The sequence below is a fragment of the Sutcliffiella horikoshii genome, assembly GCF_008180725.1.
Lineage (GTDB): Bacteria > Bacillota > Bacilli > Bacillales > Bacillaceae_I > Sutcliffiella_A > Sutcliffiella_A horikoshii_B.
The window spans coordinates 144,958-168,150 of sequence record NZ_VTEV01000008.1 but is presented as its reverse complement, the minus strand read 5'-3'; the positions used below and the strand labels follow the sequence as shown (position 1 = coordinate 168,150).

The window sequence follows — 23,193 nt, the reverse complement described above, 5'->3', positions numbered from 1 at the left end:
ATAAAGCAAAGATGACTCATAGTATGTCCCGAGTGGGACGATGTATTGATAATGGACCAATAGAGTCTTTTTGGGGGACATTGAAATGCGAGAAGTATTATTTAGAGAAATATGAAACGTTTGAGGACCTTAAAGAGGCGATTGATGAGTACATTCATTTTTATAATCATGACCGTTATCAAAAACGATTAAACGGCCTTAGCCCTTTAGAATACAGGGCTAAGACAGCTTAGTCTTGTTTTATTATTTCGAGTGTCTACTTGACGGGGGGCAGTTCATTATAGCAATGAGGACCTCTCTCCTCCCTTTTTCCTCGTCACCAAGGTCTTCATTACGGCAATGAGGACTTCTCTCCTCCTTTTTTCTCGTCACTGAGGTCTTCATTATGGCAATGAGGACCTCTCTCCTCCTTTTTCTTCTTCACTGAGGTCTTCATCCCAACGAACAAAGATGACCCTATAGACGATTCCAGCATTCCTTTATTTTATAATTTCCTGGTAAACAAAAAAGACAAACTCCACATACAGAGTCTGCCTTTCTCCTACTATATTTTCATTTTATTTAAAAACGCGATGCGTTGCTGTTTACGGAAATGTTCTTTAATCATATAGGCTACACCGTTTTCATCATTGGTACGAGTAATCCAGTCAGCTGCAAGCTTCACTTCTTTTGGGGCGTTCCCCATTGCTACACCCAATCCTGCGACTTCAATGATAGGAAGGTCTTCCATCGTATCCCCAATAACCACCATTTCCTGCGGTAGAATTTTTAACACTTCACCAAGAGCTAACAAGCCATCCATCTTCGTTCCACCGTCAGGTAAAATATCCACTTTCCCGTCAGCATGAACAAGAATTTCAATTCCCTCAAACGCAGATTTTAAAGTCGTTAACACTCTTTCTCTTTCTTCTGGCTCTGTAAAATAAACCTCTATTTTCGGTGGTGCAATTGGATTATCAATTAACGTATCCCCTAAAGATTCTACAAATTGCATTGGGTAGATTAATGGATCACTAGAACCAAGTACTGCTCTAGCCATCAAGTTATTAGCACCACGCAATCTGTTTCCAATGGAATATCTTTCATGCAAAATCCTTACTGTACAATCATAATTTTCGAGCACTTGAACAAGATTGAATGTTTTATCCTCTGATAGTCGCTTTACATGAAGAGGTTGCTCCAGTTTAGAGGCAATAAATGAGCCTCCATGCGTCACTAAAAACGTATCAAGTTTTAGGGATTTAGCCACTTTTTTGGCAAAAGCGAAGTTTCGGCCGGTCACTAATGTTACGTATACTCCCTTGTTTTTCACATACTCTATCGCTTCTTTCGTTTCCTTAGCCAATCTTCCATTTGATTTCAATAGCGTTCCATCTATGTTGATGGCGAGCAGGCGGTATATCATGGAGAGACCTCCTTATCTAAGATGTTTGTACTTATTGATATGAGTATGAGGAGATTAGGAGAAATAGAACTTTTGGAGTTTGCAGGCAAGAAAAAAACGCACTAGTTTCAGTGCGTCTTAATCCTACCTATTCTCATCCATTAGTTAGCGGAATCAACGTCGCTATATAATTCTTCTAGAGGCTTCATAATGATTTTATTTAATTCGCTTACCATCATGCTCATGCGTTGCTCTGCTTCCATAAGTTTTGCAATCGCTTCGTTTTGTTGAACTACTGCAACCGTTTTTTGTGCTTGCTCTACTTCTTCTTGTGTAATTTCTTGACCGCTCATTTGTTTTTGTTGAAGTTCGAGTTGAATGTTGCGGAAGTTCTCAAACATTCTTTTCGTTGTTTCGTCTGCGAATACCTCTTTATATAAAGTTTGAAGGTTTTTGAACTCATCACTTTCTTTTACTGCTGTTTCTAGGTTGTACGCTACGTCGTATACGTTGTTTGCCATTTGTACGTCATTCCTTCCTTTTTTGCCCATCTTTCAGGCATGCTAGTGACCAGTATAACAAACATGCCAGAGTCATTCAAACCATATGGGGGAATCTTTCCTACTCTTGTAGATTTCCGTTCCAGGTATTCGCTTTCCGTGGGACGGTGCCTGATCCTCCCTCACTTCGTTGGAGACCACTGAAAAAGTCTTTTATTTTTTAAAATGTTTAGACTCCGCTGTAGATTTCCGCAAATGACTTCGCTTTCCAAGGGGCTGACGTGAGCCTCCTCGGCTACGCCGAGGCCACTGAAAAACTATTTGAATTAAGGTTGCTGATTGGAAAACCGCTGTTAATTTCCGCAAATGGCTTCGCTTTCCTAGGGGCTGTGCTTGAGCCTCCTCGCTCCGCTGCGGGGTCTCAAGCTACCGCTATCTCCCTCAGGAGTCTTCGCCTTTTGCTACAATCTACAGCTAAAGATTACTAGAACATAATATTTCAGTTTTTCAGTGGCCTAGCTACGCCTGCGGGGTCTCATACCTTACACTTCAATCTAAAGGGAAACTCTCTAAAGAACCAGCACTAGTAATCCTTGTAGTAGTCCTATTAGGCCACCAAGTAGAGCTCCGAGATAGGTGATTAGTTTAAGTTCGCGACGGGAGACGGATAGTACCATTTCTTCTACTTCTTGAAGAGAGAAGGATTCGACCTGATCTCGCACCACTTCTTCTAGTTTCAATCTTACAAGCAGTTCTTCCAATTTCTCGAGCAAAAGTTCACTGCCTGTAGAGAATGCAGAAGGAATTAACTTTTCCATCATCCAAGGATAAATAGGTTCTATTGCTTCCTTCACGGTTTTGTTCATCCACTTTGGAACATCCACTGTGCGTTCTACTACTGTATGAAGAGAGGAAAGAATTGCTTCCTTGGAAACTTTATTTTCGACTTCCTGCATCTCCATCTCCTTCAGTTTGTTCCATTCCCGATACAAGACATTAATTAAGACATCTTTTGTGCCATCATGCTTGAGGAATTTGATAATTTCAGGCTGCACCTTATCGACCAAAGGATAGTTGCCCATAAACATTTGAACAACACTTCCCAATTTGCCTCGGGTAGCGATAAAGTCGTTGATCATTTTAGACAACTGCCGTTTTCCTTCCACACTTTCAAAATGGTAGATTGCTTTATTCAAGATGAATTCAGACACTGCGGGAATATTGCTCTCCACAGAATGCAACATATTCGCCGGCAACACTTGTTGAATAGGTTTCGAACGCAATTGCCCCATTACTTCTTCATATTTTCTTTCCACGATTTGATGTAAATTTTCTTGAAAAAGGGTTTCTGCGTCCTCTATCCCAAACTTCTTTAATACTTCTTGAACACTTACCCCTTTATCGAGGTATCGGTCCAATTCTTCTTTTATCCATTGCTCTGACTTTTCCTGAAAAGAACTATTCATTAATCTTCTTTTCATGCTTTCTGCAGTCAGAAGATGTTCCATCACCAATTTCCCAAGTTGATCTGCAAGTTCAGATCTTCTCTTCGGTATCAATCCAGGTGTAAATGGAACTCTTTTCCCAAAGATATAGATTGGGTTATAAGGTCTGAACAGCATTCGAATCGCAAGGGAATTGGTAACCCCGCCTATTAAGGCGCCAATCGCCATCATCATTACAATAACAAACAAGATATCCATCTATCGTCAACCTCTTTCTAATCACCGATTTATCTGCATTTCAATACTATAGATTGTGGGGCAAATTCCCCTGTTTCTCCTAAACAGCCTAACCTTAGACAAAAAATGAGGGAAAAACATGAATTTTTTAGCTGCAAGGGTAATTCCTATTGAAAATAATTCACTTGTACCAATTATACAAGTAAGTGAAACTTTAGCAAAAAAATTAAAGCTTCCTGAACATATATCTTTATGTACGATTCAATGTAGCCGGAATACAATGACATGTAATATCGTAACTATCAATATAGAAGAAAACGTGTTGAAACTGGACCAAATTATCCAGAAATCTTTGTTACTTTTTGATGAGGAACGATCTTACCTCATCACATTTAACACAGAATCGAACACACTCCATATCGGCCCTGTTATCGCCCTCCTCACAGAAATAGGAATGAAGGACGAAGAATGTATCGATCTTAAATCTATTGAAGAGTATTGCATGGAGCTTGCCAACTATTCGGAAGATATCGGTGTTATCTTCTATGTTTTCACGCTTCACGATCAATGGAAAGAAAGACATATTGAGGGGTACTACTTGGAGAACAACATCTGGAACAAAGCTCTGCTTCCATATCCTCAAGTCGTGCACAATCGCCTCCATAAACGTACGAACGAGAAGAGTGAAATGTTTCGTGAATTTACTGATCAATTGCAAGAATGGGAGATTCCATACTTTAATGATCATTTCCTAAACAAATGGACCGTACATGAACAGCTTGTCCATGCAGACCATTTGACTCCTTATTTGCCAGAGACAGCACTATTTTCTGCCAAACGACTGGAATCTTGGTTAGAAATTCATTCTACTCTTTTTTTGAAACCAATCAATGGCAGTCAAGGTAAACAGATATTTAAAGTTTGCAAAACTCAAGATGGGTACACACTGGATTACTCTTCCCTTCAACAACAAGTATCCCAAAAATATAGCAGTATAACTGATTTGTACAAGCGACTTTCTCCTGAGATCAAGAAAAGGCAATACATCCTTCAGCAAGGGTTAGACCTTCTTCATTTAGATGGGAGGCCCGTGGATTTTCGCTATCTGTGTCATCGCACCGAAAATAATCGTTGGCAGGTTACCTCTTCTACCGCCAGGGCCTCAAAGAGCGGATCATTCGTATCAAACCTTGCCCAGGGAGGAGAAATGCTTTCAGTCCAACATGTACTTCGAACGAAATTTGACACAAGAGAACTACCGCAAATTCGAAAACTCCTAAAGGAATTGGCACTTGAAGTGGCAAACGAAATCGGGGCTGCCTCAGATGGACTTTTTGGAGAATTGGGTATTGACCTTGCAATTGATACCACTGGCCATCCTTGGATCATTGAGGTAAATACAAAACCATCCAAGAATTTAGATCAACCAGTAAACGCAAGGAGTATCCGCCCTTCTGCCAAAGCTGTTATTATCTACTGTTTATATCTTATACACGAACACTTAAAGGAGAGATAATATGATCACCCTAGGTGTCCTCTCATTTTCACAACCGACTTTTTATCTTACAAAAATAGCCGAACATGCTGCGAAAAATGGTGTCATGATATGCATCATTTCACCAACTCAATTAACAGAAAGGACATCTCACGTATCTGGCCTAGTGTACACTTCAAACAAGAAGGAATGGAAGGACTCCACATTTCCCATTCCTTCGTTTATTTATGATCGTTGTTATTATGGAACCAAGGAAGCGCAACTCTTTAAGCCAGGAACAGACTCATTGAAGTTACAGGAAAATGTACAGTTCCTAGGATACGGCCTCCCAAATAAATGGGAAGTCTATAACAAATTATCAACGATACAGGAAATTCAATCTTTCTTTCCTCTAACAAAGAAACTAACAAGCGTCACATTTTTGTTATCACACTTCCGTCAAAAGAATGGTTGGCTACTTAAACCCACCAATGGCTCCCAAGGGAGAGGGTTAATAAAGGTAGAAAGGATCGATGGCCAATATATCGTAAAAGAGGTGGTTCAACCAGGAGAATCACTCTATATCTTTAAGACAGATAATCACCTAAAAAAGTGGCTGCATAGTCGCATGAAGGATACAGAGTATATTTTTCAACCTTTTCTACCTTTGCAAAATAAAAAGGATGTTCCATTTGATTTAAGGATATTTCTACAAAAAAATGATGAAGGAAACTGGACGGAAAGAGTGCGTTGTATCCGGACAGGCCAACAGAATCATATCACATCCAATCTTGCCGGTGGCGGGGAAATGCTTCCTTTCACTGTCATTACTCAAGGCTTGCGACGTACGAAAAAAGAAGAATTAGAAAGGAAGCTGCAGGTCATTGTAGAACATCTTCCTTTGGCGATTGACCAGATGATCTCTCCACTTTTCGAATTGGGGATAGACATTGGGATCGATCCTGACTATAATTTATGGATTTTAGATATTAATTCAAAGCCCGGTCATAAGATAGTAACAATGGCTTCTCCTTCTGTACAGACAGAAATTTATGAAGCCCCGAGCAAGTACTGCATGTACTTGTCGTCTATTAAAAGGTGAGCAAACGGGAGTTGATGATGTTGAAAGCACTCATACATGTTAAATGCAGAGATGACTTAAAAGAACACCAAATTCTTGTTCCGGAAGAGATTAGCAACGTCCATATAGAATCGATCGCTTTTGGAACACATCAGTATGCCTGCCATGGGATCTCACATGGAGGGCATTCTCTCTATCTTTCTGAACCATTGTTTAAAAAGTTGCTTGTTCCTTATGAAGGTAACATCCATGTATTTGTTCATGAGGGCACACTTCATCTTGGCCCGCTGATTGGAATTTTCACAGCAGGGTTTACTAGCTCCATGATTAGACCAATAGGTGAACGTTCATTATTCTTCTCCAAACTGCTGGCAACGGAGAGAAAAGTTGGTGCTTATATGTTTCTATTCGGTGCTAATCATATTGATTGGGAAGAGGGTACGATGGAAGGCTTCATGTTTACAGAGCAGGGTTGGAGAAAAAGGACACTCCCATTTCCTCATGTTGTTTACGATCGCCTTCCTAACAGGCGGACAGAGAAACATAGGCTTCTTGCACATACAAGAGAAAAAATGCAAAAGGATTATGCCATTCCCTGGTTCAACCCAGGTTTCTTCAACAAATGGGATATTCATCAGAAGCTTATGATTGAAGAAAATATTGTCCCTTATCTACCAGAGACACATAATAACGTGTCCATTGCGAAAATGGAAAAATTATTATCTAAATATCCTTTCATATACCTAAAACCTACAAATGGGAGTTTAGGACTAGGTGTTTACAAAATTATTTATAACCGTGAAGAAGAAGCCTATTATGCTCGCTATAAAAATGAGGATTTTGTTAATAAGCTGCAGCGTTCTTCCTCTCTTGAAGCCCTGTTGGCACATGTCCTTAAAAACAAGGACCTGTCCTCATATCTCATTCAACAAGGTATTCCGTTGTTAAAAGTAGAGGAATCCTTCGTTGATTTTCGTGTTCATACGAATAAGGATGAACACGGAAATTGGGTTGTGAGTGCGATGGCTGCCAAGCTTAGCGGCAAAGGGAGCATAACCACCCACGCCAACAGCGGCGGAGTGATCAAGACGATTTCTGAAATATTTACAGAAAAAGATGAAAAAGAAGCAGTCATCAGTAAATTGTCACAAGCCTCCCTTTTAATAAGTAATGCCATTGATACTCATATGCCTGGATTTATCGGGGAAATCGGTTTTGATTTCGGGCTTGATAAAGAACACAAGCTTTGGATGTTTGAAGCAAACTCCAAGCCTGGCCGTTCCATCTTCTATCATCCAAAATTGAGGAACGAAGATATTTTAACTCGCAAGCTGTCCATTGAATATGCGGTTTATTTGACTGAGCATACAATAAAAAATCCGGAAGGTGTTTTTTCATGATTGAACTATTTTATGAGATTACCTCCCAGACGTGGTACCATCAATTTGATGAAGGTAAAAAAGTAACATTGGGAAAGTACTTTTCTGTTCCATATAAAATGGAGCATACCTCAAAGCATATTAGCTTCCCGTTCCTCCTTAAGGACATGAAAGCCGGTCCGCTTATCGGTATTTTGGCAAGTCCCAAACAGGATGGTTTTATAGGGAATATCGGTCTTTTTAAAAGAATACAGCGAACGATACAACAATCTGGTGGATTATCTGTGGTCGTTACTCCACAACAACTTACAGAAGATGGAATAAACGGTTTTTGTTATCTGCCAACACACGACCATTGGATCAAGATACAAACCCCACTTCCTGATCTTTTATATAATCGCTTGTCACGATATGAGGACGAAAAACTTTTCTTAGAGCAAACAGAAAAGCTTACCTCTCTTTATCATATACCAGTTTTCAACCCACATTTTTTTGATAAATGGGAGTTATACTTACAGCTTAATGATAACGACATGTTGTCACATCACTTACCAAAAACAGACCTTCTATCAGAAGAAACATTAGCAGAGTATCTCTCGACCTACCCGGAAGTATATATAAAAAAAAGAAAAAGCAAGAGAGGAAAAGGAGTTTTTCTGATAACCAAAAATGGAAACACGTACTTGATGAAGTCAACATCCACCACTACCGTCCTTTTTCCATCTATAAATAAACTTGCCCGTTATTTTGAAAAAGAAGAACCTTTAAACTCTTATATTATTCAGGAAGCCATCACTACATTGCCGATGAGAGGCAAGAAATTTGATTACCGCGTTTTGGCCCACTCAAGCGGAAATCGTTTTGCTATTACAGGAGTAGGCGTTCGAATGGCGAAAAAACAGCAGGTAACCACCCACGTCCCTGCAGGTGGAGTAATTGTGGGAACGGAAGAGCTACCAGTTAAAACAGACCATGAAACAATCGAACAACTTATATACCAATGTGGAAAACAGCTTTCTTCTTTTTATGATGATATAGGGGAATTCTCGGCAGACATTGGAATAACACCTGAAGGAAATCATTTTATCTTTGAATTGAATGCCAAGCCAATGGATTTTGATGAGCCTCCGATAAAGCAACGTGCAACTGAAAATATTACCAAGGTATTCTATGAACGATCTGGTTTTTCCATGCAGGAATCCTCCACATAATGTCGAATAATGTTACAAGTCGTCATTACACCATGAGGAGGAAAAGGCATGATTTCACACTTTCAATTAAAACCTTTCTATCAAAATAACCAACTGCCAGGATGGCATCTTTCCTTTTTTTATAAAGGTCACTCCGTAAAAGCCGTCTATCACAAAAACGGTTCCATAGAATGGCCAGAATCACAAACCTTTTCCGAAGAAGAAAAACAAGCCGTAGAAGCTCAGATTCATGAACTGATGCTATTTCACGTTTACGATTGAAGAATCATTTCCCCTCCTTTAGATAAACTAACTAAAAAGGAGGGAATTTTTATGAAAGATAAGAAAAAGACCGATAAAGGCCCACAATATGAAGGCAGAGATGAATATTTCATGGATGTTGACAGGTATATCAATGAAGGGTTAGCAGGTGGAACTGTCTTTGAACGGGACCAATACACTAACATAGAAGAAGCACGTAATTTAGAAAAAGAAGAACCACCTATAGAAGAACGATGAAACCCTTCCCCTTTTTGAGGCCACTGAAAAACTGAATCATCATGTAATTAGTAATTTCTAGCTGTGGATTGGAGCAAAAGGCGAAGACTCCTGAGGGAGATAGCTGTAGCTTAAGACCCCGCAGTGAAGCGAGGAGGCTCAAGCACAGCCCCTAGGAAAGCGAAGCCATTTGCGGAAATCCACAGCGGTGTCTAAATAAAATCTAAAATCAAAGACTTTTTCAGTGGCCTCCCTTTTTCGGAGGATTTTTTTATTCCTTTGTATACCGTGTCCTCTTCGATATAATAGAAGGAATAGCTTAGAAGGAAAGGGATTAAACATGTACAACCAACTAAAAAAAATATTTAACGATGCTCTTATCCAGACATCCTCCCCATATAATTTTTCACATTATCTATGGTTCACTTCATCAGCAAATGAATATTTTGGAATAGAAAAAGAAGCATTGTCTACAAAAGATATTTTGTTGTTAGAAACATTTTTGCAAAAGGTAGAAGAACATCAACTGTCTAGGAGTGAAAAGGAACAGTGGTGGTATGAATTATTATTTGGCCGCGCTCCCCAAAAGACACCATATACTTACCCAAGGTCTTTCCGCTTCATCCATTTTGAATTCTCCGAACCACTATTAAACAAGGAAGAATGGAGAGAAGCTTTAGTTGCGTTTTTTGATAGCGACATGGAGATTGTATGGAAAAACTTTACTTCCGGAGTGATTGTGGACTTTCTGTCTGAAGTGAAAGAAGAGGAAACTGTTCCTCTCCATGACATTATTGACATCACTGCTTCTGACTTCTATACGAATGTAAAGTTGTATATCGGAGCATACACCAATTTAGAAGAAAAATTGGCAGACATATTTCACTGGGAACAAAATTGCTTTGAACGATCCGTAAAAGCAAGGAAGCAGGCAAACATACATACATTTCAACACGCCCTCCCTTTTATGCTGACAGAAAACATAGATGCTCAACAAACCTCTTATATCAAAAATATGTTTGGCACAATGCTAGATGATGAAAAAGAACTTTTACAAAGCGTAAAAGTCTATATAGAAAATAATATGAATGTATCATTAACAGCCAAGAAACTGTTTATGCACCGTAACAGTCTTCAATACCGAATCGATAAATTCATAGAACGGACAGACATAGACATCAAAAACTTCCAAGGAGCCATGGCCGCCTACCTAGCAATAATAATCATGGAAAGTAACGCTATGTAATGCAAAACCCTAGTTGATTGAAGTGAAAGGCGCGAAGACTCCTGCGGCCTAAAAAAATGAAATATCAAGTAATTAGTGATTTCTAGCTGTGGATTGCAGCAACAGGCGAAGACTCCTTAGGGAGATAGCGGTAGCTTGAGACCCCACAGGCGAAGCAGAGGAAGCTCAAGCACCGCCCCTAGGAAAGCGAAGCCATTTGCGGAAATCAACAGTGGCGTCTAAAACAACTCCATAAATCAGAGACTTTTTCAGTGGCTTCCAACTAAGCGAGGAAGCTCACGGCCCACCTGCAGGCAAGCGAAGCGCCTGAAACGGAAATCAACCGTTTTTAGAAAACCTAAGTAACGTTGCACAAAGACGTTGCTTTTTTTTTGTGCACCTTGTACATTTACGAAATGTATGCGTTTTCGGTAAACTAATAACAGATTAAGAAAACGATTTCATAGGAGGAAACACACATGGCAGAATTACAATTAGATCATATATACAAAGTGTATGAAGGCGACGTAACAGCAGTTAAAGACTTCAACCTACACATCAAAGACAAAGAATTTATCGTATTCGTTGGTCCATCAGGTTGCGGTAAATCCACAACTCTACGTATGATTGCAGGTCTTGAGGAAATCTCAAAAGGTGACTTCGTAATCGACGGCAAAAGAATGAACGACGTTGCACCAAAAGACCGCGACATCGCAATGGTATTCCAAAACTATGCACTATATCCTCACATGAATGTCTATGACAACATGGCATTCGGATTAAAATTACGTAAGTTCCCTAAAGAAGAGATTGACCGCCGCGTAAAAGAAGCTGCAGCAATCCTTGGCTTGGAACAATACCTTGACCGTAAACCAAAAGCATTATCAGGAGGTCAACGTCAGCGTGTAGCACTAGGCCGTGCAATCGTTCGTGATGCAAAAGTATTCTTAATGGATGAGCCTTTATCCAACCTTGATGCAAAGCTTCGTGTAGCGATGCGTGCAGAAATTTCTAAGCTTCACCAACGTCTACAAACCACAACAATCTATGTAACGCATGACCAAACAGAAGCAATGACAATGGCAACACGCCTAGTTGTAATGAAAGATGGTATCATCCAACAAGTTGGTTCACCTAAAGAAGTTTACGAGAACCCAGAAAACGTATTCGTAGGTGGATTCATTGGATCTCCTGCCATGAACTTCTTCAATGGTAAACTTGAGGATGGAACATTCCTAATCGGCGAACAGAAAATTGCAGTTCCAGAAGGAAAAATGAAAGTTCTACGTGACCAAGGGTATGTAGGAAAAGAAATCATCCTTGGAATTCGTCCAGAAGATATCCACGATGAGCCAGTCTTCATTGAATCATCTGTTGGAACTACAATTACAGCTGTCATTGAAGTATCTGAGCTTCTTGGTGCAGAATCTATGCTTTATTCCCAAATTAACGGCCAGGATTTCGTAGCACGTGTTGATTCCCGTACAGATGTGAAGCCTCAACAAAAGCTTCAACTTGCGTTAGACATGAACAAATGCCACTTCTTCGACATGGAAACAGAATCTCGTGTACGTTCTAAATAATACTGTATTAAAAAACAGGTCCTAACCGACCTGTTTTTTTATTCTTGTATAGATATGATTTGCTCTTTTTGACAAACAGGACAATTGAACAAATGTACGCAAACATGATTTTCCAAACTATTTAAATCCCCATCCACCATCTTCATCAGATTTATTTCCATATACGCACTATAATCATCCAAATAATCCGTCACCTTCCCCATATCAACAACCATGCTGCCGCACGACGCGCAATTCCCTTGATAATCTTCCAACCCATTACATAGCGGACATATCTCCATAAAAGCTCCTCCAGTTCCTTGCATCTTCTGCTTTTCATTAATTTTTACATCTTACCTTCAAATATGCCTTAATACTGAAATAGAAAATATCCATAAATTACCTAAAAATAAATGGATAAAGATATTATGAAATTCCTATAATACAAGTAACAACTTATCAAGCAATGGACCAAGCCTAGACGGCAGCAGAGACCTCTGCACTTACTGGTGCAATCCCAGTTGGTCCAGCCAAAACTATATTACGAGGAGATGAATCACATCATGGCAAGCAGAAACAATTCGTCAAATCAATTAGTAGCACCTGGAGCTCAAGCAGCTATCGACCAAATGAAGTACGAAATCGCAACTGAGTTTGGAGTTAGTCTTGGTGCAGAAACAACTGCTCGCGCTAACGGATCTGTTGGTGGAGAAATCACTAAGCGTCTAGTTCAAATGGCTGAGCAATCCCTAGGCGGAAGATAAGTTTTCGTTTTTATGTAGCAACATAATTTTATATGTATGGCTAGAGGCACCTCAGTTTTGGGGTGCCTTGCTTTTTTTTCGCTATTATTACTATCCTAAGTTAAAATGTATTTAAATATGTAAACGAAGGTGTGGATAGGTTTTGAGTATTGTATTAGTTGGTGGAGGCCACGCCCACTTAAAGTGTTTATTAGATATACGGAAGAAGACTCTTTCTAAACATAACATCCTGTTAATTTCACCCAATCGGTATCAATATTACTCAGGAATGTTCTCAGGATATACCGAAGGCTTATACTCAATAGATGAAATAAGAATTGATTTAAAATACATGGCTGAAGAAGCAGGGGTAACTTTCATTGAAGATAAGGTTACAGAGGTTTCTATTTCTGATAAAACACTCATGACAAAGGCTGGGACCAGTATTCCATTCAGTGTAGTCTCTTTTGATACAGGCTCATTGATAGAGGGACCTTCCTCTTTTAAGGATTATCTTGTTCAAATTAAACCAAATTACCTTTTTGTAGAAAAAATGAAGGAATACCGTAATGTTGAGTTTCCAGTAGTGGTCGGAGGAGGGGCTTCAGGGGTAGAAATTGCTTTAGCGATTACTGCTTGGAGGAAGAAAAACGGCTACCCTACTAATGTCGCGCTGATTACTTCTTCAAAGCTGTTGCCCTCTTCCTCCAGCAAAGCTTCCAGATTGATAAGAGAAATTACTATGCGAAAAGGACTATCAGTAATCGAAGATGATAGTGTAGAAGAAATGAATGAGAGTCATGTTTTAACACAAAACGGAAGCAATCTCCCTCATTCTCAAGTTCTGTGGTTGACTGGCCCTAGTTCACCTGACATCTTTAAGAGAAGTTCTCTTCCTTGTGATCAGAATGGCTTTCTCTTGGTTGAGAAGACTCTTCAAGCTAAAGGGCTGCCGTTTATTTTCGGTGCAGGTGATTGCATGACATTAGAAGCGTTTCCTGACCTACCTAAAAACGGTGTATATGCAGTGAGACAAGCAGAGTTGCTTTGGAAAAACATCACAAGCTATCTACAAGGAGAAAAATGTACGCCATTCTCTCCCCAACGGCATTTTTTATCTATACTCTCAACAGGTAATAAAGAAGCCTTACTTCAATATGGACGATTTACCGCTCACAACAAGCTTGCATGGAAGCTCAAGAATAAGATTGATGTAAGCTATATGAAGAAATACATTTGAAGTGATTTGTGCTTAGTCAGATTAATTGTCCGAAGATTTTTGATTTTTGACCGAAGTTTTTCCAATCTTGACCAAAGTTTTGGGAAAGTTGACCAAAGTTTTGGGATATTTGACCGAACCAAAAATCTAAATGACCGAAGCCCCTGTAAAAGTTGTCCGTAGTCCGTGGAAATTTGTCCAAAACTTTTACAAAGTACACCGTTTTTTGTCCAAAGGTTGAAGCAATTTGTCCGAACCAAATTATCACAGCAAAATTTGAGGCATTTTCCTTAAAAACTATAGCATTTTTCATCGTCACCACAAACAGACAGGCCAACGAAGTTAAAAGTAAATAAAATCCCCGTCACTTGTAACAGTAACGGGGATCCCAAAAAGTCAAACTCCACTTTCAATCATACGTAAAAATTGCTTCGTTCTATCTGCTTTGGGGTTCTCAAATATTTCCGCTGGTTTCCCCTTCTCGACAATCCTTCCATCATCCATGAAAATCACTTCATCAGCCACTTCCTTGGCAAATTTCATTTCATGGGTAACTACCACCATTGTCATCCCTTCTTGTGCCAGTTCCTTCATTACTCTTAACACTTCACCGACAAGTTCGGGATCTAAAGCAGAGGTAGGTTCATCAAATAGCATCACTTTTGGTTCCATAGCAAGTGCACGGGCAATTCCTACACGTTGCTGCTGTCCACCGGAAAGTTGAAAAGGGTAAAAATCCAGTTTATCCCCAAGTCCTACCTTTTCAAGCAACATCCTAGCACGATCTTCCACCTTTGACTTTGCTTCTTTTTTCACTGTAATCGGACCTTCCATCACATTCTGAAGGGCCGTCATGTGAGGGAATAGATTATAACTTTGAAAAACCATTCCTGTTAGCCTTCTAAAGCTGGCAATTTTATTTGATGAAACCTTTTCGGAGAAATCAAGCGATTGGTGTTCAATCTCCACCTTCCCAGAAGTAGGAGTTTCCAATATATTTAAGCAACGCAGGAGGGTAGTTTTACCTGAACCGGATGGCCCTATTACTACTACAACCTTCCCCTGCTCCACGTTTAAATCTATACCTTTTAAAACTTCTAATTCTCCAAATTGCTTGTATAAGCTCTGTACTGAAATCATATCTTGAGCTCCTTTATAAATAGCTGTTTTCTTAATAAAATCATTTTGCAACATACCTGTCCAAACGACGTTCTACTCTTCCTTGAACGAGAGATAAGCAAAAACATATTACCCAATAGATAGCCCCTGCTTGTGCATATAGCAACAGGAATTCATAGTTAGTTGCAGCAATTTGCTGTGCCACCCTGAACATTTCTGTCACAAGAATCAAGGAAGCAAGAGAGGTATCCTTCACCAAACTAATAAATGAATTGGACAATGGTGGAATAGAGACTCGTGCCGCCTGTGGTAATATGATTCTCCTAAGTGCTTGTGGGTAACTCATCCCCATGGAATAAGCCGCTTCCCATTGTCCTTTTGGTGTTGATAGGATTGCTGCTCGGATTATTTCCGATGCATATGCTCCAACATTCAAGGAAAACGCAATAACTGCTGCTGGAAATGAATCAATGGTAACCCCGATGGATGGCAATCCATAGAAAATAATAAATAATTGCACTAAAAGAGGGGTTCCTCGAATAATGGATACATAGATTCTAGCTACAATTTGCAATGGTTTAATCGGAGAAATACGTGCCAATGCCGTTACAATCGCAATCATCAGCCCAAAACTGAATGAAAGAAGCGTCAACGGTATGGTATAAGACAAAGCTCCCTTCACCAAAGGGAGAAGGGAACTTTGTGCAATTGTCATCCATCTATCTAAACGTTCCGGATCTGTCAGGATATTAGTTAAGTACATTTTCACCAAACCATTTCTCTGAAATTTCTTCATACGTTCCATCTTCAATAATTTCAGCAAGTGCGTTGTTTACTGCTTCTACCAATTCGTCACTGCCTTTGCGGAACATCATACCACTTTGCGCCGCATCTCCCGCTTCATCAACAATTTTAATTGCTGCATTTGGACGATTTTTTTGGAAATCAAGAACGGATAATTTATCGTTGATTGTAACATCTACACGGTTGGAGTTAATCAATTCAATTGCTTGGTTAAAACCTTCTACCCCTTCTATTTCCGCCTTATATTCTCGGGCGATATCCGCATAGTTACTTGTTAAAGATTGCGCAGATTTTTTGCCTTCAATGTCTTCAAAGCTTTTGATTTCTTCATTATCTTCTTTTGTTACAAGAACTGCAGCTGATGTAATATAGTGGTCGGAGAAATCATATTTTTCTAAACGATCTTCACGAATACCCACTTGGTTTGCAATCATATCAAAACGCTTTGAATCAAGACCAGCAAACATAGCATCCCATTGTGTTTCCATAAATTTAACTTCTACACCCATTTTTTCAGCAATCGCTTCTGCAATTTCTACATCAAAGCCTGTCAACTTTCCAGACTCATCATGGAATGTGAAAGGAGGGTATGTACCTTCCGTCCCAACTAGAAGTTCCCCTTCTTCTTCCACCTTGCTTAGCAGATTGTCCGTTTCCTCTTTCGGAGTTTCTCCTGTAGCACCATTATTGTTTGTTGTACCACATGCGGTCAACACTACCGCAGATAGTAAAAGTAATGTGAATATAGATAAGATTTTTTTCATTCTGTTAAACCCCCAGTATTCTTATATGAATTATTTTTTATTGCAACATACTGTATAGTATAAGAAGTCTTGAAGCTTGTCAAAGACTTTGTCTTCCTTTTTATTTTCTCCCAATATCCGTAAAAATAACAAAAAGGCTACAGGGGTAATTTTCCCCCATAGCCTAATGCTCTTAGACAGCAAGGTCCTTGGTACCCTGCTGTAATTCGTACATCTGATAATACTTGCCTTTTCTCTCCATCAGTTCAGAATGATTACCTCGCTCGACTATTTCTCCTCGGTCCAGAACAAGAATTTGGTCTGCGTTTTTAATAGTAGAAAGTCGGTGGGCAATGATGAAAGTGGTTCTTCCTTTCTTCAAGACCTCCAACGCCTGCTGGATGACGGCTTCTGTTTCTGTATCAATACTTGCTGTTGCCTCATCAAGAATCAAGATGGCCGGGTCGAACGCCAACGCACGTGCGAAGGAAATCAATTGACGTTGTCCGGAAGATAACGTACTTCCTTTTTCAATGACTGGCTCATCTAATCCATTAGGCAGTGCATTGATAAATTCCATTGCTCCTACATCCTCAAGCGCTTTTTTCACGCGATCAACGGAGATAGTGGGATCATCAAGGCTTACATTGGAGGAAATGGTACCCGTAAACAAGAACGGATCTTGTAGGACGATTCCCATGTGCTGCCTGATTGCCTGTTTAGGAAGTTCCTGAATGTTTTCCCCATCAATAATGATTTTACCTTTTTCGATATCATAAAAACGAAATAAAAGATTCATGATGGAGCTTTTACCCGATCCAGTATGACCGACCAATGCTACGGTTTCCCCTTTTGAAGCTGTGAAGGAGATATCCTTTAAAACATATTCATTTTCCTTGTAGCCAAACCAGACAGATTCAAAGGAGACATTTCCTTCATAACGTGGATGTTTTACGTCGGAAACTTGAATTCCCGCTTCATCCATTAGTTCAAACACTCGGACCGCGGACACACGTGCCTGTTCAAGATTTGCCAATTGATTAACCATTCCGGTAATCGGCCCGAACATTCTACCTAAATAGTCAACAAATGCATAAAGCACCCCTAGGGAAACGACAGTGCCAATCCCTAATGAAGCACCTCCGAAATACCAAATCACCACAACAAATGAAATATTTCTAAGTACTCCTACAAGATTATGGGAAGTTAAAGCATTAAGGCTTAACAGTTTATTTTGGAAAGTGAAATGCTGTTCATTCCATCCCTCGAACTCTGCTGTTGCCTTCTTTTGACGTCTAAAAGCTTGGATAATGGTCATTCCTTGAATAGACTCATTAATATTACCGTTAATATCGCTAAGAAGTGCCCGTATTTTGTGGTTATAAACGGACGCATACTTTCGATAAAAGATAAACCATACAATAAGAATTGGGATCAAGGTCAAGCAAATTAACGCCAATCTTACATCAAGTAAAAATAAAGCGATATAAATCCCTGTTATATAAATCAGCCCAGAAAAGAAAGTGGCAAGGACTGTTACATATAATTCCTTAATCGTTTCCGTGTCATTGGTAATCCTTGATACTACCTTACCAGCAGGAAGATGATCAAAATATTGAATCGGTAATTTCTGTATTTGCCCGAAAACATCCTCTCTCATTTTTTGAATAATGCGGTTGGCCGATGTCTGCAGGTAATAACTTTGACCGTATTGGAAGAAAGAGGCCAATACAAGCAAGCCAAAATATAATCCTACAAGATAGATAATATATTTCACTTCTGGTTGATAAAAGTTAATCAGTTCACTATTTGTCAATCTTTGAGCAGGATAGCTTTGCACCTCTACCCCTCTTTTAATGGTTACCTCGCCATTTCCAGCAGATCTTTCCCCATCAAAGCTGATGTCTGATGGCAGGAAATAATATTCTCTACCTACTTGGAGAATCCGAGCCTTATTTTCTGGAGTTGCACCTACTGCTTCGCGGTCTTCCCTTCCATAATACTTCCCTTCGAAATATACTCGATTTTCTCCATCTTGCTCTGTTTCAATCCAAGCTTTTTCAATCCCAAGAATATGATTGTCTATCATCCTTTTTGCGATAAAAGGACCTGTCAACTCTGCTGCAACCGCAACGGACAGCATCAACAATGCAATAATAATGATTTTCTTTTGCGTTAGTGCATATTGAAACAGGCGTTTGCCTGATTTTATTTTTTTGATTTCATTCATGTTAAAACCTCGCCTCCTTTTGGCGATTGAACTTGCTGCCTTTCAAACTGTTCTTTGTACCAGCCTCCAACGGCCATCAATTGATCATGCATACCAGACTCTACTATTTCTCCGTCTTCCAAAACAATAATCCAATCGGCATGCTGTACCCCTGATAAGCGGTGAGTGGTAATTAATGTTGTTTTTCCAGCGCGTTCATTTCTAATATTTTCAATAATCGTTGCTTCCGTTTTTGCATCGACTGCAGATAATGAATCATCTAGAATTAAAATCTCAGGATCGGCAATAAGGGCCCTCGCAATGGAAATACGCTGTTTCTGCCCTCCAGAAAGCGATACACCTTTTTCTCCAACCAAGGTTTGAAGCCCTTCAGCAAGCATCTCTAGATCTTTTTCAAAAGCAGACGATCTGATCGCTTGCGCAATTTCTTCATCTGTTGCATCTTCTTTCCCAAATAAGATGTTTTCTTTAACAGACCGTGAGAAGAGGATATGATCCTGTGGCACATAGCCAATCCAGCCTTGAATGGTATGCAATGGGATTTTTTGCAGGTCTACCTCATTTATACTGATAGTACCTGTACCAAGCGGGTACTCTCTTAAGAGTTGCTTAATCAATGTCGTTTTCCCACTACCCGTTTTCCCTACAATCCCTAGTGTTTGCCCTGCTTTTAAGTGGAAAGAGACATTCTTTAAATTATCCACTGTGGAAGTGGGGTATTTGAATGTAACGTGATTAAATTCAATGATTTTTGGTGTAGAAACATTTATCGGTTCAGGGTAATCTCGGACATCCTCTTTGTACGATAGTGTCTCGTTAACACGATCGAGCGATGCATTACCCCTTTGCATAACATTAATCAATTCACCAATTGCAAACATCGGCCAAATTAACATTCCTAAATAAACGTTGAACGCCACAAGTTCCCCTAGTGTAATTGATTTATGGAATACCAAGTATGCCCCATAGCCAAGTCCAATCAAGTAACTTGCGCCGACAAGCAATTTAATGGTCGGCTCAAAGAGTGAATCGATGATGGCAACCTTTACATTCTTCTTATACACATCATCTGTCATTTGATGAAATCTGCCCTGGTCCGCTCTTTCCTGCACATAAGCGCGTATAACACGGACTCCGGCTATTGATTCAAGCACTTTGTCATTCATATCACCAAATGCATCTTGTGCCTCTGTAAAACGCTGGTGAATTTTCTTTCCATAAATATTCATGGCCAGTGCCATTAATGGTAGTGGAATGATAGCCGCTAATGTCAGCTTCCAACTTATCATAAAGCCCATCGTCCCCAAGATGATTAGCATGAACACACTGGAGTCAATGAGTGTTAATACTCCAAAGCCCGCTGTAGTGGAAATGGCTTTCAGGTCATTGGTTGCCCTGGCCATTAAATCCCCAGTACGGTTTTTCTCATAAAAAGTAGGTGTCATCTTTAATAGATGGCCCATCAATTTCGATCTTAGTGATCTTTCCACCAAGAAGGAGCTTCCAAAAAGCTGATACATCCAAGTGTATGTGATCCCATAAATGACTATCGCCAATATGGTTAGAAAAATTACATATTGCATCAATTTTTCAGGTGTAAACGCGCCTACCTGGATATCATCAATGGCCATTCCAATCATTTTTGGTGGAATAACCTCTAAGATCCCTGCAAAAATAAGCAATGCTATTGCTATTGTGTACCTCTTCCAATGTTCCTTAAAAAACCAACCCAATTTTCCTAGTACTGAAAACATAATGATAAATTCTCCCTTCTATGCTGAATTCTAGTTTCTTGCTACCCTCCATCCGAAGCCACTTTGTACATCATTAACCGAACATAAATATTTCCCATTTTGTATTCCTCCTGTTATATATGGAAGTGTTGTTAATTCCATTTAATAATATTTTGGAAAATTATAGAAATAAATCAAAACAAAAAGGTGGCATACCGAACGTTCCTCGGTATGCCACCTTTTTTCTCCATAAAAAAAGCACACGTCACGCCCTGATGGTGACCTGTGTTTCCTACAAAGATATCCTTATACGGCTATACGTAAAAAGGAATAGATAATTCGATTAGAATACAATAACCGAATTTCTAACAGGACAGGTCACGAGATTTATTAAATTATTAGACTTACGATCTACAACTTCAATTGTCATTAACTTAATCATCCTCGAACCCTCCCTTTCCTTAAAATTTGATTTAGTTTCATATAATTTCCACTTTTTAAACTTACCACCCTAGACAAGCACTTGTCAATCACCAAAATTACCAAAATTAAAATAATTTAAATATTTCACTGATGTTACATTTATTAAATTAAAAGAAGGGGTCAGACCCGCACAGGAAAATTCCCACCTATATAATAGGCACACGCACAATTGGGGTTTTGTGCTCGTGGGTTGCTATTTTTGGATTTAACTGTTATTCTTAAGAAGAATTATTTTTGTTCGGTATGTAAGGATTCAAAGTTAAGATTTAACTTTCGCCTTGATATTTCTAAGAGCAAGAATAGTAATACATTGTGTGGTAAGCACACTAGGAGGTAACAACATGTTACAAGGTACAGTAAAATGGTTTAACGCAGAAAAAGGTTTCGGATTCATCGAGCGCCAAGACGGAGACGACGTATTCGTTCACTTCTCAGCGATCCAAGGCGAAGGTTTCAAATCTTTAGAAGAAGGTCAATCTGTTACATTTGAAATCGTTCAAGGTAACCGTGGCGACCAAGCTGCTAACGTTAACAAAGCATAATTTATAGCACAGCAAATAAAAGGCTCCCAGCGATGGGGGCCTTTTTGTTTTGCCTATGACTAGTATATTAGAGAATATGTAAATAAATTTGAGTTCAATTCTAAGCCTGACATGTGACCAATTTATTAAAGATGTATTTTATATATTACTTTTATCCTCTCTCTATTTTATAATAAAGATGCATTTAAAATATATCTTTTCTAAAATAGGGAGGCATTCCAATGCTAAGCTCAACCACTATTCAAATTGTTAAATCAACTGCTCCAGTGTTAGCCGTAAAAGGTGAAGAGATCACAACGCATTTTTATAAAACACTATTTACCAACCACCCTGAATTATTAAATGTTTTTAATCATGCCAACCAAAAGAAAGGTCGTCAGCAAACCGCTTTAGCAAACACGATATATGCAGCAGCTACTTACATCGATCAATTGGAAGTCCTTTTACCAGCTGTCAAACAGATTGCCCATAAACATAGAAGCTTGGCTGTTAAACCAGAACATTATCCTATAGTTGGTGATCATTTACTTAAAGCAATCAAAGCTGTTCTTGGAGATGCAGCAACAGATGAAATTATTGCAGCATGGGGAGAAGCATATGGAATAATTGCAGACGTCTTCATTTCTGTTGAGAAGGAGATGTATGAAGCAGCAGCGCAACAAACGGGCGGCTGGAAGGATTTCAAAAACTTTGAAGTAGTGGAAAAAATCGAGGAAAGCGAGCTCATTACTTCCTTCTACTTGAAACCGTCCGACGGATCCGCAGTCCCTTCTTTTACCCCTGGACAATACATTACCATCAGACTCTCCATTCCTGGTGAAATGAATCTATTCAACCGTCAATATAGTTTATCAGACGCATCTAATGGTGAATTTTTTAGAATTTCTGTTAAAAGAGAAATGGGAGATCCCGCTGGGGCCGTTTCCAATTATCTTCACGAACATGTAGAAAAAGGAAATACATTAGAAGTGACTGCACCAGCTGGTGACTTCATTCTTGAAACAAATCAAGACACACCAGTGTACTTAATAAGTGGAGGTGTCGGTATCACGCCAATGGTAAGTATGTTGAAGACCATCGCCAAAGAACAACCAGCAAGACCGACCACTTTCATTCATGCTTCCAAAAATGGCTCTCTACATGCTTTTAAAGATGAGGTCAGGGAAGCCATTGATATGATGGAAAACGGGAGGAAGCTTTTTGTTTATGAAAATCCATTAGAAGAGGATATCAGATTAGGGGCTTTCCATGAACAAGGTTACATCACGGAACATATGTTTAAAGCGATGAACATAGATAATGATGCTCTGTATTTTGTATGTGGACCGGTTCCATTCATGAAGTTTATCATCTCTATGCTTGGAAAACTTGGAGTACCTGAGGAAAACATTAAATTCGAATTTTTCGGACCTTCCATTGATATGAACAAGGAAGAAGCGGTTGTAAAATAATATGTGATGAGGGCTTGCTGTATTTAGTCGGCAGGCTCTTTATTTCCTCAGAAAAATACCCCTGCTCTCAAATTAAGAACAGGGGACTACATGCAAACATGTTATAAAGCAAATGGTAATTTAATTATATCATTGATTAGTAGAATTAGTG

Annotated in this window: 23 protein-coding genes; 13 read left to right on the top strand and 10 right to left on the bottom strand. The window is 39.3% G+C overall.

Annotation, left to right across the window (positions count from 1 at the left end; genetic code table 11):
• A partial coding sequence (locus FZC76_RS18895) for an IS3 family transposase (protein ID WP_148989062.1) occupies window positions 1-233 on the top strand: 233 nt, incomplete at its 5' end.
• A gap of 311 nt (window positions 234-544) precedes the next feature.
• Here FZC76_RS18895 and FZC76_RS18890 read toward each other — a convergent pair.
• From FZC76_RS18890 to FZC76_RS18880, 3 genes are all read right to left on the bottom strand, one after another.
• On the bottom strand, window positions 545-1,405 hold the full coding sequence (locus tag FZC76_RS18890; protein ID WP_148989724.1) for a Cof-type HAD-IIB family hydrolase: 861 nt from the start codon (window positions 1,403-1,405) through the stop codon (window positions 545-547).
• 140 nt (window positions 1,406-1,545) lie between these two features.
• A complete protein-coding gene (locus FZC76_RS18885) occupies window positions 1,546-1,905 on the bottom strand; it encodes a YlbF family regulator (RefSeq protein WP_060665311.1) in 360 nt (119 codons plus the stop codon).
• Between the two features lie 548 nt (window positions 1,906-2,453).
• Complete coding sequence (locus FZC76_RS18880) at window positions 2,454-3,587, bottom strand: DUF445 domain-containing protein (protein ID WP_148989723.1); 1,134 nt, start codon at window positions 3,585-3,587, stop codon at window positions 2,454-2,456.
• A gap of 118 nt (window positions 3,588-3,705) precedes the next feature.
• Here FZC76_RS18880 and FZC76_RS18875 point away from each other — a divergent pair, with 118 nt between their 5' ends.
• From FZC76_RS18875 to FZC76_RS18840, 8 genes are all read left to right on the top strand, one after another.
• Entirely contained in the window at window positions 3,706-5,082 is a 1,377-nt protein-coding gene (locus FZC76_RS18875) for a YheC/YheD family endospore coat-associated protein (protein ID WP_148989722.1), read from the top strand.
• Window position 5,083: 1 nt separating this feature from the next.
• Window positions 5,084-6,142, top strand: coding sequence for a YheC/YheD family endospore coat-associated protein (locus FZC76_RS18870; protein WP_148989721.1), 1,059 nt, complete (start codon window positions 5,084-5,086; stop codon window positions 6,140-6,142).
• Between the two features lie 14 nt (window positions 6,143-6,156).
• The gene (locus FZC76_RS18865) at window positions 6,157-7,521 is read left to right on the top strand and encodes a YheC/YheD family endospore coat-associated protein (RefSeq protein ID WP_262372728.1); all 1,365 of its coding nucleotides are present in this window, start codon (window positions 6,157-6,159) and stop codon (window positions 7,519-7,521) included.
• Window positions 7,518-8,711, top strand: a complete 1,194-nt coding sequence (locus FZC76_RS18860; RefSeq protein WP_148989720.1) for a YheC/YheD family protein — start codon at window positions 7,518-7,520, stop codon at window positions 8,709-8,711. The genes FZC76_RS18865 and FZC76_RS18860 overlap by 4 nt, the downstream gene beginning before the upstream one ends.
• Window positions 8,712-8,759: 48 nt before the next feature.
• A complete protein-coding gene (locus FZC76_RS18855; protein WP_148989719.1) occupies window positions 8,760-8,972 on the top strand; it encodes a YheE family protein in 213 nt (70 codons plus the stop codon).
• A gap of 51 nt (window positions 8,973-9,023) precedes the next feature.
• A complete protein-coding gene (locus FZC76_RS18850; protein ID WP_148989718.1) occupies window positions 9,024-9,209 on the top strand; it encodes a hypothetical protein in 186 nt (61 codons plus the stop codon).
• A 319-nt stretch (window positions 9,210-9,528) separates the two neighbouring features.
• On the top strand, window positions 9,529-10,434 hold the full coding sequence (locus FZC76_RS18845) for a PucR family transcriptional regulator (RefSeq protein WP_148989717.1): 906 nt from the start codon (window positions 9,529-9,531) through the stop codon (window positions 10,432-10,434).
• A gap of 458 nt (window positions 10,435-10,892) precedes the next feature.
• Window positions 10,893-11,996, top strand: a complete 1,104-nt coding sequence (locus FZC76_RS18840) for an ABC transporter ATP-binding protein (protein WP_148989716.1) — start codon at window positions 10,893-10,895, stop codon at window positions 11,994-11,996.
• A 38-nt stretch (window positions 11,997-12,034) separates the two neighbouring features.
• On the opposite strand, the gene FZC76_RS18835 is transcribed toward FZC76_RS18840, so the two are convergent.
• Entirely contained in the window at window positions 12,035-12,277 is a 243-nt protein-coding gene (locus tag FZC76_RS18835) for a hypothetical protein (RefSeq protein ID WP_148989715.1), read from the bottom strand.
• Window positions 12,278-12,538: 261 nt separating this feature from the next.
• Between FZC76_RS18835 and FZC76_RS18830 the strand changes: the two genes are divergently transcribed.
• Window positions 12,539-12,739 (top strand): alpha/beta-type small acid-soluble spore protein, encoded by a 201-nt coding sequence (locus FZC76_RS18830; RefSeq protein ID WP_148989714.1) that lies wholly within the window; start codon window positions 12,539-12,541, stop codon window positions 12,737-12,739.
• A 142-nt stretch (window positions 12,740-12,881) separates the two neighbouring features.
• Window positions 12,882-13,958 (top strand): FAD-dependent oxidoreductase, encoded by a 1,077-nt coding sequence (locus FZC76_RS18825; protein WP_187442148.1) that lies wholly within the window; start codon window positions 12,882-12,884, stop codon window positions 13,956-13,958.
• A gap of 16 nt (window positions 13,959-13,974) precedes the next feature.
• On the opposite strand, the gene FZC76_RS18820 is transcribed toward FZC76_RS18825, so the two are convergent.
• The 6 genes from FZC76_RS18820 to FZC76_RS18795 form a co-directional block, all read right to left on the bottom strand.
• The gene (locus FZC76_RS18820; RefSeq protein WP_148989713.1) at window positions 13,975-14,250 is read right to left on the bottom strand and encodes a hypothetical protein; all 276 of its coding nucleotides are present in this window, start codon (window positions 14,248-14,250) and stop codon (window positions 13,975-13,977) included.
• Between the two features lie 83 nt (window positions 14,251-14,333).
• Entirely contained in the window at window positions 14,334-15,077 is a 744-nt protein-coding gene (locus FZC76_RS18815; protein WP_148989712.1) for an amino acid ABC transporter ATP-binding protein, read from the bottom strand.
• 40 nt (window positions 15,078-15,117) lie between these two features.
• Window positions 15,118-15,819, bottom strand: coding sequence for an amino acid ABC transporter permease (locus tag FZC76_RS18810; RefSeq protein WP_148989731.1), 702 nt, complete (start codon window positions 15,817-15,819; stop codon window positions 15,118-15,120).
• Window positions 15,806-16,624, bottom strand: coding sequence for an amino acid ABC transporter substrate-binding protein (locus FZC76_RS18805; protein WP_148989711.1), 819 nt, complete (start codon window positions 16,622-16,624; stop codon window positions 15,806-15,808). Before FZC76_RS18805 ends, FZC76_RS18810 begins: the two co-directional genes overlap by 14 nt.
• A gap of 172 nt (window positions 16,625-16,796) precedes the next feature.
• Window positions 16,797-18,815, bottom strand: a complete 2,019-nt coding sequence (locus FZC76_RS18800) for an ABC transporter ATP-binding protein (protein ID WP_148989730.1) — start codon at window positions 18,813-18,815, stop codon at window positions 16,797-16,799.
• 14 nt (window positions 18,816-18,829) lie between these two features.
• A complete protein-coding gene (locus FZC76_RS18795; protein WP_148989710.1) occupies window positions 18,830-20,587 on the bottom strand; it encodes an ABC transporter ATP-binding protein in 1,758 nt (585 codons plus the stop codon).
• An 803-nt stretch (window positions 20,588-21,390) separates the two neighbouring features.
• Here FZC76_RS18795 and FZC76_RS18790 point away from each other — a divergent pair.
• On the top strand, window positions 21,391-21,591 hold the full coding sequence (locus tag FZC76_RS18790; protein WP_010198513.1) for a cold-shock protein: 201 nt from the start codon (window positions 21,391-21,393) through the stop codon (window positions 21,589-21,591).
• A 221-nt stretch (window positions 21,592-21,812) separates the two neighbouring features.
• Window positions 21,813-23,042, top strand: coding sequence for an NO-inducible flavohemoprotein (hmpA, locus tag FZC76_RS18785; RefSeq protein ID WP_148989709.1), 1,230 nt, complete (start codon window positions 21,813-21,815; stop codon window positions 23,040-23,042).
• Window positions 23,043-23,193: the final 151 nt, after the last annotated feature.